Origin of the sequence: Pseudoalteromonas sp. M58, from assembly GCF_042604605.1 — a bacterium.
In the GTDB taxonomy this organism is placed as follows: domain Bacteria; phylum Pseudomonadota; class Gammaproteobacteria; order Enterobacterales; family Alteromonadaceae; genus Pseudoalteromonas; species Pseudoalteromonas tetraodonis.
Genome location: NZ_CP152390.1, coordinates 2,927,610 through 2,939,864 on the forward strand (window position 1 = coordinate 2,927,610; position 12,255 = coordinate 2,939,864).

Annotated in this window: 10 protein-coding genes; 3 read left to right on the top strand and 7 right to left on the bottom strand. The window is 38.6% G+C overall.

Features of this window, described 5'->3' with window-relative positions:
* Positions 1 to 9: 9 nt before the first annotated feature.
* Positions 10 to 1,887, bottom strand: coding sequence for a methyl-accepting chemotaxis protein (locus AAGD16_RS13460; protein ID WP_377112364.1), 1,878 nt, complete (start codon positions 1,885 to 1,887; stop codon positions 10 to 12).
* Between the two features lie 385 nt (positions 1,888 to 2,272).
* Here AAGD16_RS13460 and AAGD16_RS13465 point away from each other — a divergent pair, with 385 nt between their 5' ends.
* The gene (locus AAGD16_RS13465) at positions 2,273 to 3,439 is read left to right on the top strand and encodes a tyrosine-type recombinase/integrase (protein WP_377112367.1); all 1,167 of its coding nucleotides are present in this window, start codon (positions 2,273 to 2,275) and stop codon (positions 3,437 to 3,439) included.
* A gap of 108 nt (positions 3,440 to 3,547) precedes the next feature.
* Here AAGD16_RS13465 and AAGD16_RS13470 read toward each other — a convergent pair whose 3' ends face one another.
* From AAGD16_RS13470 to AAGD16_RS13480, 3 genes are all read right to left on the bottom strand, one after another.
* Complete coding sequence (locus AAGD16_RS13470) at positions 3,548 to 4,297, bottom strand: hypothetical protein (RefSeq protein WP_377112370.1); 750 nt, start codon at positions 4,295 to 4,297, stop codon at positions 3,548 to 3,550.
* 389 nt (positions 4,298 to 4,686) lie between these two features.
* Positions 4,687 to 5,889 (bottom strand): ImmA/IrrE family metallo-endopeptidase, encoded by a 1,203-nt coding sequence (locus AAGD16_RS13475; protein WP_377112373.1) that lies wholly within the window; start codon positions 5,887 to 5,889, stop codon positions 4,687 to 4,689.
* A 9-nt stretch (positions 5,890 to 5,898) separates the two neighbouring features.
* On the bottom strand, positions 5,899 to 6,183 hold the full coding sequence (locus AAGD16_RS13480) for a type II toxin-antitoxin system HigB family toxin (RefSeq protein WP_182769423.1): 285 nt from the start codon (positions 6,181 to 6,183) through the stop codon (positions 5,899 to 5,901).
* Between the two features lie 209 nt (positions 6,184 to 6,392).
* Here AAGD16_RS13480 and AAGD16_RS13485 point away from each other — a divergent pair, with 209 nt between their 5' ends.
* Both AAGD16_RS13485 and AAGD16_RS13490 read left to right on the top strand, forming a co-directional pair.
* Complete coding sequence (locus AAGD16_RS13485; RefSeq protein WP_377112377.1) at positions 6,393 to 7,823, top strand: UvrD-helicase domain-containing protein; 1,431 nt, start codon at positions 6,393 to 6,395, stop codon at positions 7,821 to 7,823.
* Positions 7,824 to 7,826: 3 nt separating this feature from the next.
* Complete coding sequence (locus AAGD16_RS13490; RefSeq protein ID WP_377112380.1) at positions 7,827 to 8,486, top strand: DarT ssDNA thymidine ADP-ribosyltransferase family protein; 660 nt, start codon at positions 7,827 to 7,829, stop codon at positions 8,484 to 8,486.
* Here the strand turns inward: AAGD16_RS13490 and AAGD16_RS13495 are convergent.
* The 3 genes from AAGD16_RS13495 to AAGD16_RS13505 are packed head-to-tail and all read right to left on the bottom strand — an operon-like array spanning position 8,479 to position 12,247.
* Positions 8,479 to 9,168: a DUF6977 family protein gene (locus tag AAGD16_RS13495; RefSeq protein ID WP_377112383.1), complete on the bottom strand. Its 690-nt coding sequence runs from the start codon at positions 9,166 to 9,168 to the stop codon at positions 8,479 to 8,481. The genes AAGD16_RS13490 and AAGD16_RS13495 overlap by 8 nt on opposite strands.
* A 35-nt stretch (positions 9,169 to 9,203) precedes the next feature.
* Complete coding sequence (locus AAGD16_RS13500) at positions 9,204 to 10,646, bottom strand: restriction endonuclease subunit S (RefSeq protein WP_377112386.1); 1,443 nt, start codon at positions 10,644 to 10,646, stop codon at positions 9,204 to 9,206.
* Positions 10,643 to 12,247 (bottom strand): N-6 DNA methylase, encoded by a 1,605-nt coding sequence (locus tag AAGD16_RS13505; protein ID WP_377112389.1) that lies wholly within the window; start codon positions 12,245 to 12,247, stop codon positions 10,643 to 10,645. The genes AAGD16_RS13500 and AAGD16_RS13505 overlap by 4 nt, the downstream gene beginning before the upstream one ends.
* Positions 12,248 to 12,255: the final 8 nt, after the last annotated feature.

Genomic DNA, 12,255 nt, shown 5'->3' on the forward strand with positions numbered 1-12,255 from the left:
AAATCGTGTTTAAAGCGTAAACTTACCTAGTAAATCCCTTAAAATATTCGATTCTTTATTTAAACCGTTACAAAGCTGCTCTGACTTTTTCATATTTTCTTTGGTTTGCTCTGCCGAATCGGAAATCATTACAATATTTTGGCTAATTTCTGAGGTTGCTAGTGTTTGCTCTCGCGTTGCAGTAGCCACTGAGTTGTTTAACTCGCTTAGTAGTACAATTTCCTGTGAAATACCATTTAATGTATGGCCGGTTTCTTTTAAGCGCTCGGCATTTTCTAGGGTGTTTTTGCTGCCCAATTCAATCGCTGTTACCGTGCTTGACGCTTTAGCATTTAACGAATCAATCATCTCATTAATTTGCTCCGTAGACTCCGCGGTACGTTGCGCAAGCGTTCTTACTTCGTCAGCAACTACCGCAAAGCCACGGCCCTGCTCACCCGCTCTAGCAGCCTCAATAGCCGCATTTAACGCCAATAAATTAGTTTGCTCAGAAATCCCTTTAATTACATCTAATACATGAGAAATTGATTTAATCTCTGTCGAAAGCTCTAACACCGAGGCCACAGAGTTGGCCATTGACGCTTCTAGTTGTTCCATTTGTTTAATCGTGCTTTGCACAAACTCAACCCCTTTGTGCGTCGTTTCTTCGGTTTTAGTAGCAATATCTGCTGCATTACTGGCACTACCAGAAATATCCTGAACCGTAACCTCCATCTCATTAACGGCTGCCGCCACCGTTTGCGTACTCGATGATTGCACTTCAGCTAAATTTGCCGCACCTTGCACTTGCTCAAGCACATCTTGGGAAATACCTTTAACATGAATTGCCGACTCAGAAACCTGTTTGAACATATAATGTAACTGCTCTAAAAACAGATTAAACTTAACCGCTAAGTCTGAAATTTCATTATTATCATCAGTAGGGAGTCGTGCCGTTAAATCACCATCTTTTTCTGTTAACGCATTCACCGCTGCAGTAATGTTTTCGATTGGCCTAAATATTTGCCCTACTAACACGCGTGCTAACGCTAAACCTACAAGCGCAATAATTACACCAAAAATGATATTAGTATTAATAGCAGTATTAATTGCGCCATATAATTGCTCTTGGGGAATTTCAGCGACTAGATGCCAACCTAATGAATTTACTGGCGTACTTGAGACAACATAGTCATCACCATCAATTACTTTACTTTGAATTGCCCCATTTTTAATCGGCGCCAAGTCAACAGATTGCCCAATTTTAGTTTTATTACCATGCAACATAATCTCGCCACTACCAGAGACCAAATAAACAATGCCGCCCTCTCCTATTCTATATTCACTTATGAGATCCACCATAGAATCGAGCGAACGGCCTATTCCGGCAATTCCTTGTCGTTGCCCATCAAGCTCAATGGCATAATTAATAAATACCATCACCTCAGAGCTACCTTTATCTATGTCGAGTGCTACTTCAAATGGTCTATCCGATGCTAAAAAAGCATCAAACCAAGTATCACTACTGTCTATTTGCCTAGAAATACCTTCATCGGTGTAATAATTGCGGGAGTTTTTAGAAATAATGTATGCGTTACTGGCTTGGTTTTTATTTTTTATATGTTTGAGGTAATCAATGAATTTACCTCGGCTTTGCGCATCTTCATTATTATTCATCCATTGCTGCACAAATAAGTTTTGCGCTATTTCTTTGCCTACAACAATAGGTGTAGAAAGTTCCAGCTCTATTTGGCTTTTCACCTCACTAAGCGCTGTTGGTAAATCTACTTTGGCTAGTTTGTCTTCTGTATTTGAGCGAATACTATTTGAAAATATTAGAGTAGATATTGCTAAAGGAGCAACAACAGCCAAAATAAGACTGAGGTATACTTTTCGTTTTAATAACATAGAGCACCTAAGGGGTAACAAAGCGGTATTTTATATACTGCACACAATTAACAGTAGCGACATTAAAGGTCATAAAATAAAGATTTTTATAATAAAATCTCATAACACTTTAATAGTAGATTCAACTGTGTTTATTGCAATGTATTCAATAAAATTAATAAAAAAATCAGTGCGCTGATAAAAATACAATAGAAGTAATAGAAATGAAGTTTTATAAACTAGGAAGGTGAATTTCTATTTACTTGGAAAGCATTTAAAAGTGGTGGCCCCTCCCAGTATAAATACAGCTGTTTTTCAGCGTTTTCAGGTTGGTTTTAGCACTGTTTTTTAAAGAAAAAGCATCTTTTTTTACACCTTTTCTCAATGTAAAAAAAGGTGTAAAAAAATGACTCAACCAACAAAATTCAAATTTACTGACCGACGTATAAAGGTGTTATTACCAGAAAGTAAAACGAGAACATACTCGGACTTATCTCTAGTTAATCTAAAGTTAACGTTAACACCATCAGGTACAAAAACATTTTATGTGCGCTTTAAAGTGAGTGCACAAGATATTAATCATAAGTTGGGTAATGCAGAAAAAATTACTGTAGATGATGCTAAGAGTAGAGCAATAAGCTTTATGAACTTAAAGTCAGCACAAAAGCTCGAACATAATTCAGGATTAATAATCAATGACATCTTTAAAATTTATAAAGAAAATGAGCTTTCAGCAAGAAAGACTTTGGCAGGAAGAACGCATGCACTAGAGGTATCATATCGAACTCACTTGAAGCCGAAAATTGGCAAGACACCCATTGAAGAAATTACCAGAAAAGAAGCAAGAAACTTATTTTGTGAGATGGAGAAACTAGGTTACTCAGTACACAATAGGTGTTTAACTTCAATTAAGTCTGCATTTACTTATGTTATTGACTTTGAAGATGATCTAAACATCGGACTTAACCCTTTTATTGGTATTAAGAAGATGCGCGAAGTCCAACGAAATCGCTACCTAACCGAAGACGAAGCCAAACGACTTTTAAAATCTTTGGATCATGAGAGTAATCAGGATATGGCTGATATCTACAGAGTCGCACTTTTTACAGGTGCAAGGCTATCGAATGTTAAAATGATGAAGTGGCATGAAATAGACTTCTCTAGCTGTCAATGGTTAATACCTGCAACCAATACTAAAACGAGTAAAGTTTATCAAATACCATTACATAGCTTTGTAATAAATTTACTAAAACAACGTAGAGAGCAAGCATCCGACTCCCCTTTTGTATTTGCATCTGAGCGTTCTAAATATGGCTACATCACAGGTGGAGACAAGGTGTGGAAGTCAGCGATTAAGAGAGCTGGCTTATATCACGAAAATCCAAACATCAGGCCGAGGCCACATGACTTGCGAAGGACGTTTGCAACGTGGCAAATTCAATCTGGAGCTGACATTAGTGTGGTGTCAAAAGCGCTCTGTCATACATCACTTAAGCATACAATGATTTACGCACACACTAACGTTGAACAGGTACGTAATTCAATAGAAGAGGCATTTAGAATGTTCAAGTAATTTAAATTTAATAATTATTAGTAAGGAGGGGGGAATTGCCCTCCTTTACTGTTAAGACTCGTCTATCGAGGCGTTGCCAAACTTAGTAGTAAATATCGGAAAACTACGTCAGGCTATTAAACGACTAAGTACAGAGGCTGGGCATAGTACCCATGATTGAAAGAAAGGCCTTATACCTCTATTGAGAAACCATTTATCAATAGTTAACTTGGAGTGCCTAGTCAAAGTTAATGTTTTTCCAGACCAAGAGTACACTTTAAAACTACTATCATTAGGCATGAAATAACATTGTATTATTTCTCCTTTGCTATTGCGTGAGTTTCGGTAATTAGCAGGTATGTGCGCCACAAAACAATCTGTATTACTTGAAACTAATTCAGATATCAGAGGCTTTAACTCGTCGTAAACCGGGTAACAAATTATATTTACGTTCTTGAAAGTAGCATTATCCGGGTACTTGCTCAGTAGCCAGCATTTACCAGCAACTACTCTGTGGTTCCCGTTTGTACATTCGTAAATTGAGCTTCCATACTGGCTAAACTTTAGCTCCCCTAAAGCCTTTGGAGCAGGAAACTCTTTACCTGCTAAATCAGATAAGTAATAGTTGAAGATATCATCAGACCAGTCTTTTCCATGTATTTTTTGAAGTACTTGGCGCCAATTTTCACCACGTCTCCAAAAATCACCTCGATTCAGAACCATGACGTTTCCAGCACTCACGTCTGCTGTCTTAGATGTCCATGCATCTACATCAGTGAATGACATCAGCCCTAGGTTGTTATCCAAGTATACGCTTTCATTTAAAGCTGCTTCATCCGACTGACTTGTCGATAGCTTTATTATATCAATTGCTTCCATGCTAACCTCTTTTAGGAAATCCTTTTATGTGAATTAATATGCTATCACATTAAAAGCATATCGACGGATTGCGTTTAAAATATTTATCTCGCTCATGTGCTTGTTAAAAAATATACTCATATATAACCAAGCTAATATTAAACTGAACTTTTAATTTCCTTAATTTGAAAAGTTCACCTTTTACATACTGCGCTGAACAGTCCGCAATTTAGCACTGTGTTTCTCTACCCAATACTTAAAATCAAAAAGGACTGAGTATGCCTGATAACCATGTTTTACCTACTAGCTTCGATATACACTTAATCGACTAGAGTCTTCAACATTGCCTGTATATTATTGACCATAAATTTCTAGCACTTACTTTAAAGTTAACCGTAAAGATAAGAAGTTTATTTTTTAAAATGGCTTCTTACTTTATCTCTAAATGCTTTACCAAATTTAGAATGATCATTGAGCTCATGGCGAACTCTGCCGGCAACAATACAAGGGGAGATACTAAGGCTACTCGCAAATTTACGGACTGAACTAGTATCTTGCATTTCTAAAGGGTTCAAATCACCTGATGGTATTAAGCTTTCTTGGGCCAATGCATCGGCTTCTTGTTCAACTTTATCGCCACCTTCTGCATCTAAATTATCCAAGTACCAAGTCTCGGTTCCATCTAAATGCAACGCGATATGCGCTAATTCATGCATTAAAGAAAACCAAAAGTTATCTAACTTATCGTGGCGTAATGTAAGTGCAACAACAGGGTTCCCGCTTGCACAAATACATACAGCACCGTCCAAATACGTTTTTGGTAAGTGACCTTCAATAATTAAATGAAGACCATGGCGGTTTAAAAACTCTTTAGCTAATTTAGGACCCTGATCAGACCACGACAATTGCGCTAATTTTTTCATCCAATTAGCATCAACAGTCCCTTTTACATATTTTACTGGGAGCTGCTCCAATTGCGCTTTTTGTAAAACCCTAACTTGCCAAGCCCATAAAGCATAGCTATCAGTCTCTTTGTCATTAGAGCGTAAATGAGCTGTGGTTCTTAATAATGCTGGTTTTAAACAAAGCCCATTAGGTACAGACGTTAAAAACTGATTAAGCTTCTCAATTGAATACTCTTTCAATTCATTTATTGAGCCTTTGAATCCTTCAAAATATCCTCGAGATCGCATTTCAGTTATAGGAAAGGCATCCCAATTAATATCTTTTGAGATAGCGCTTTTAGCGCAAGGTTCTTTAATCAACACATCAGCAGATATTCCTAAGCCCGCGCTTAGCTTACGAATCATATTCAGGCTTAAACTTCGCGTGCCATTTAGTACCTCTGTTACTTTTGAAGCAGATCCAAAATAAGGCACTAAATCTTTTTTAATCAAGCCCTGTTGCTCCATACGAAATTTTATTGCTTCAATTGGATCAGGGGAGTCAATAGGAAACGCTTCTTCCTCGTACTTTTCAATTAAAAATGCCAGTAAGTCCAGCTCATCACTTTCTGCTGAATCTGGAGCGGGATCAAAATCCATTAATATCATGACACGCGCTAAAGCTTGCTCATGATCTTGAGACGATTTAATTAACTTAATGTGGCCCATAATACCTCCTTAAAAGCGTTGTTTGTCATACTCCGAATGGGTTCCAACCCATTCAATCACAGCAATGCCATTTTGATATCTCACTTTCACAACTAACCTGTAATGGTTACCTTTTACATTAAAGATCACCCTATTATCAGCTAAAAAATCTGCGCTTCGATATCGGCTCTTTATATCTTGGGGTGTTTTCCACTCAGCTTCATTGGCTTCTGAAAACCAAACTTCAAGTGCTTTTTTTGCGTTAGCATGCTTTTGACTAAACTCTGTAAGTTTGTCTCTTCCTAAGACCTTCATCTTGCCTCAAAGTTCCCAACAAGGGAATTATAGTTATTATTACCAAAAAGGGAAGTTAAGTTTTTTCTTACTTCAAATACTTAACAGCTATAACATTTAGAGTATGCTTGCTTCAAAATTAGTTTATCACTAAGTTAATTAAGAGTACTATTAATTATCAAAAGGGTATATTTACTAATAATCAGTAAGTTAAGAAAAAGGAATTTCAATTGTTAAAGCGTATTACGTTGGTTGGTGAACAAAGAAAAGTTCTCACATTAAATCATGAAGGCCCAATACAAATTAAGGGGGCTGCCGGTAGTGGAAAGACTACCGTGGCTGTTTACCGTGCATGCCATTTAATGGATACCCATGCTGATATGTTTGAACCTAGTAAAGTCGCTATTTTCACTTTCGGTACAACTCTATCAAATTATCTATCTACGCTAACCCATAGCCTTAACGAAAATGATTACTCTAGTATGAAAATAATAAACTTTCATAAATGGGCTTTTGCTTTTATCCTCCAAAATGGTAAAAATTTGTTTGGGAAAACACTTTTCGATAATCAAATACAGTCAATATTGGCTCAAATAATCCGTTCGATTCCTAAAACTACCGAAAATTCACGAATTCTGAGTAAATCCCTAGATTTTTTCACGGATGAAATTTCATGGTTGAAAGGTAAGCTTATTAATTCTAAAGATGAATATATATCAACAGTTCGCTCTGGAAGAGGCACAAAGGATAGGGTAACAGCTAAAGATAGAGAAACTATATGGGAAGTTTTTACAAAATATAATCAAGCGTTGCTAGCGCAAGGTAAGGTTGATTTTGATGATTATGCCTTGCTAACTCTTAATATTATCAAGGAAAAAGGCAATGCCTTTGATCCTCCTTTCACTCATTTAGTGATAGACGAAGCGCAAGATTTAAATAAAGCTCAAATGGCAGTATTAGTTAAAATTGTATCTAAAACTACTAATAGCATCACAATAATTGCTGATGCAGCCCAGCGTATTTATAAAAGTGGTTTTAGTTGGAAAGAAGTCGGTTTAAACGTGGCAGGTGGTAGAACAGTCGAATTTAAAATAAATTACCGTAATCCCCAACCAATAGCCAAAGCGGCATTATCATTATTAGCCAAAGACAATGACTCTGAAGAGTTTACGAGTGTAGAAGTTAATACGACCGAGGGTGATAAACCGGTTATTAAAAAATGTAATAGCTTATTTGAAGAGTACGCATTTATTGCTGCAAGCATCCAAAAAATAACACGTAACTCACCGAATGAAACAGTTTGTATATTACATCGCACCAATAGAGGTGTAGATAATGCAGTTAGACAATTAGCTGGGTTTAACATTAATGCAGTAAAAGTAAAAACTAATGATAACAATAGTTCCGTAGTTAAAGCGTTAACTATGCAGGGAGTCAAAGGGCTACAATTTGACCATGTCATTATTTTAGATTTAAATGACGACAATTTGCCTATTCTGTCAGGCTTTAGCGAGCCTGACGACGACCTTCACTTAACGACTGAAAGGCGCTTACTATATACTTGTATGACACGAGCAATGAAATCATTACTCATTACCTATTCCGGCAAACCCTCTCGATATATCGCTGAGATAGACCCTAGTTTGATTGAGTTGCAATAGTCAATGACAATCGCACAACGTATTAACGAAAGAAAAATCGATAGTCTCTACCATTTCACTACTATTGAAAATCTATTTAGTATTTTAGAGCGGGAATTTATTTATTCCCGAACTTTAATCGATCAACTTAAACTAACAAATGATGGGTTTTACACTGGGGACTACGTTGATCATATGGACCCTGAACGGCTTGATGGCTTAAGAAACTACATTAACTTAAGCTTATCTCGCCCTCATTGGTATTTGTTAAATAAGTATTCTAAACGCCCAGAATTAAAACATTTTGATTGGTGTATTTTGCAATTAAATACTGAGCCTTTATTGCGGCCAGACACTTTGTTTTCAGTCTGTAATGCCGCTTCAAATGCAGCAAAAAATTATGGTATTAATCCGGGGTTAAATGCGTTCGACAACATGTTCAAAGAGCAAGTTAAAACGCCATCAAAAACATATAGTAGACAAAACCTACCGTCGCATTTCACCACTGATATTCAAGCTGAAGTGTTAGTCAAAGATCAAATTTCGATTCAAAACATTAAAACTGCTCATCTCCCAAGCGAAAAAAAATTAAAGCAGTACCAAGCAGCATTTAATTTACTTTCTTTAAGGTCTGACTTATTCGCAGTAAACGAACCATTATTTACTGCGCCTATTCTTAGATAAGATTCTTTTGTACAGGCTTCTGTATAGTTCCCTCTGCATCTTGCATCATTAGTTGCTTATATTTATTCGAGTCCTCTAGAACGGATTGTAGTTGACCTGAGTTAAATAGAGCAATATACAGCGCAACAGAGCGAGCCTGACAGTTAAAGCTTTTAGCCGGATTGAATTCTATATCGGTAAAACTATCAAACGCTAAAACGGCTGAGGCTAATTCACTTTGACGATATAATGCGTTTATGTATATCCAATCATAAAATAAGGTTTTAGGCTCTAAAGGCCACACACCTTCTTTCCCTCTAAAACCAACCATATCACCTGATTCTTTTAATCGAATATCACGTTTCGCCTCTAGTGGTGTTGTTTTTAACAAATCTTTAAATGGACCGCCCTGTTCAAATATCTTTGCTGCTTGAAAAATGTTTTCTACAGCCACGTTTTGGCCATTGCCTAATTCAACTTTTAAATTAAATGCACTAAGGGCAGTACCTATTTCCAAACTACTTTTCGAAGAAATCTCTAATGACGACTTCCCTAGCCCTAGTGCATCAATAGCGTCATGAAACTCCACAATTGACTTTTGTTTCTGCGAAACGGCAAAGCCAGCATGCCACTTAAATTCAACCATAACTTCTTTAACAAATGGGAAGTCCTTTGACGGGATAAAAACAGGTCTACTGGCCATTGTGTGTTGTTCCCTTTAATATTCTCATATTGTTTTTATTTTGCCTTTTTCACTGCTTTCTTCTTGGGTTTCTTTTTACTTGAAAGCGCCTCACGCTCGGCTTTAATCTTTTCTAATAACGCTTCGGCGCTATTGTCGCCACTGATTAAATCAGGGTTTTGCGCGCGCCAATCAGCAGTGAGTTCACCACGAAAGGCTTTGGCTAAAATGGATTGCGTCAGGTTATTTACGCGCTCAAGGGCGGCATTGGCTTTTTGTTCGATGCGATCGGCAAAGGCGAACAGCTCTTCAACACAGCGGACGATTTGGATTTGTTCTTCTAACGGAGGAATTTCAACCACTTCGTGTGTAAACTCATTTCTATTTAAAGTAGGTACTGATGTACTAGATGCAAATTTAGCAAGATTCATAGTTAACAATTTGTAGTAAACAAATCTTGGATATGAGAATCCCATATCCTTAGCATAAAGCGCAGTATTCAAAGGCCAAGCATTGCTTTCAGTGTAAAATACTTGCCCAACAGAACCCGATCTCCCAACTGTTAAACATGGTCCATCTACTTTGAATTCATTGTGAGTGCCTATTTCTCCCCCTGCTGATAAAATAGGATAATCGCCAGCAACTCTCTTTGCATTTGGTAAATCGAATCCTCGATTTAATAAGCACAACTCAAAGAACGGCTTTTGAATCCAATTTTGCGGTAATTCTATATTTGAATTATCAGTTTTTTGAATTCGAAATTTTACCTTTTCCTTAAATATTTTAGATTTATCATCTTTCAGCTTCAGCGCAAGGTATTCTTCCTCATTTCTAGTCAAGGCATCATATTGTTCTTCAGCTGAATAAATATTTTTCTCTCGCCACGCTTCCGTCAATTTGCCACTCATGGCGGCGGCGAGGACGGATTGGCGGAAGGTTTTTAGGATTTGGGGGATGCGGTCGAGGCGGGCTTTAGTGGTTTCCACCTGTGCCAACAGGTGGTCGAGTTTATCGGCAATGACTTTTTGTTCGGCTAAAGAGGGGAGTGCTATTCCATGCTCTTTAATCAAAGTTTGAGAAATGTTTGGCTGAGCACCACCTTTCCCCTTTGCGATAAAATTCATTTTTTCATTTAGAAGAAAATAATACAAAAATTCACTAAAAGTTAATCCCTCTATTGGGTTACCTACGCCACATGCTTGGTTAGTTGTAGCATCAATACCTAAAATAGAAGTTTTACCGATAGTCGCGCCATACATGGCTATAGCGACAGAGCCTTTAGGGAAATACTTTGCACTAGAATTTTTTACTGCTATCTCAGAAATAAACTCATTTGAGTTATGAAGCACTCTAGGCCCTAAATCACCAGTTTTGACCCAAGGGATATCCCCTTCATAATAGGATGCTTCTTTACGCGATGGAGTGCCACCAGAGCCCCATTCTGCAATTTCCGCCAGCTTAGTCTGACACCAACCTTCAGGCAAATTAACCTCGCTCATCTATTCGCCCCTTGCAGCGCTGCTAGCAGCTCATCAATTTCACTTAACGCCGCTTGCAATTCGTCTTTCGCTTCGCGTGCCAAAATATCAGGTTCGGGTAAATCAGCCGCATCAACACTATTTTTGTCTTTTAGCCAGCTAATATCTAGCGAGTCGCCTTTAGTGTTGGCTATCCAGTCGCGGCTAAAGCAGCGCCAGCGGCTATGTAATAACTTATCGTCAACGTTCTCGTTTTCAACTGCGGCTTGTTTGTCTACCGCGATTTGTTCGGCACCAAAGCTATATTCACCTTGGGTACGAGGGCTGATACCGTCAGCATTATCACCATAAGCAGTTTCAAACGGCGCTAAGTGGCTATCACCAAACGGGGTGCGTTTGCCAAAGTTAGGCATATTGCTACGCAGGTCGTATACCCATACATTTTCGGTGCAGTTTTCTTGCTGATGCTTGTCGGTCGTGCTGCCTTTGGTAAAGAACAACACATTGGTTTTTACCCCTTGGGCGTAAAAAATTCCGGTTGGCAAACGTAAAATGGTGTGTAAGTTACACTTGTTCATTAAGTCGCGGCGTACGTCTGTGCCCACGCCGGCTTCAAACAATACATTGTCGGGCAATACTACGGCGGCGCGGCCTCCGGGTTTTAAGTTGCGATAAATATGCTGTAAAAACGCCAGTTGCTTGTTGCCTGTTTTATAGGTTAAATCGTCACGGGTATTGCTAGCCTCGCCCCCTTTGCTAGTGCCAAACGGTGGGTTAGCCAAAATTATATCGGCGCTTTTTAATGCTTTACCCGCATCGCCCAGTGCGTTCCCTAAATGTATTACGCCCTCGTCGTTGCCTTCCATACCGTGTAACAAACAGTTCATTAATGCTAAACGGCGCGTGTTAGGTACAAGCTCTACACCCACAAATGCGTCGTTTTTTTGAAATTCAGATTGCTTGCTGTTTAAGTCAAAATAGTCATCGGTTTGCTCACGCATGTATTGATCGGCTGCGACCAAAAAGCCTGCTGTGCCCGCAGCAGGATCTTGTATTACTTCTCCAACTTGCGGCTTCATGCAACGTACCATGGAGTTAATTAACGCTCGCGGGGTAAAGTATTGGCCAGCCCCCGATTTAGTCTCACTGGCGTTTTTTTCTAATAAGCCTTCGTATAAATCGCCTAGGCCGTCTTTAGCGGCACTAAACCAGTCAATTTGATCCAGCGTTTTAATCATTTGCTCTAAGTGGCGTGGTTCACGCAGGCGCGTTTGTGCATCGGCATAAATAGCGCTGATTAATGGATCTTCGTGTACTTGTACTTCTTTAGTTTGGCCTGGATTTTCTGGGTCGACCTCTAGACGTTTACCGGTTGAAAGGGCAAATAAAATGGCCTTGTAATCGTTAAGTAGGTTAATGCCCGATTTATCACTGATATCCTGCCAGCGGCAGCCGATTGGTAGCGGATGTTTTTTTAACGTACCGGCTTCGGTGTTTTCGTGCACCATTTTAATAAACAGCAGTAGTACCAGTTCGGTAACGTAGTCGCTGTAGTTAATGCCGTCGTCACGTAGTACGTCACACAGGTTCCAAAGTTTTTGTACAATGTCGTTATTCGTCATGATGTTCT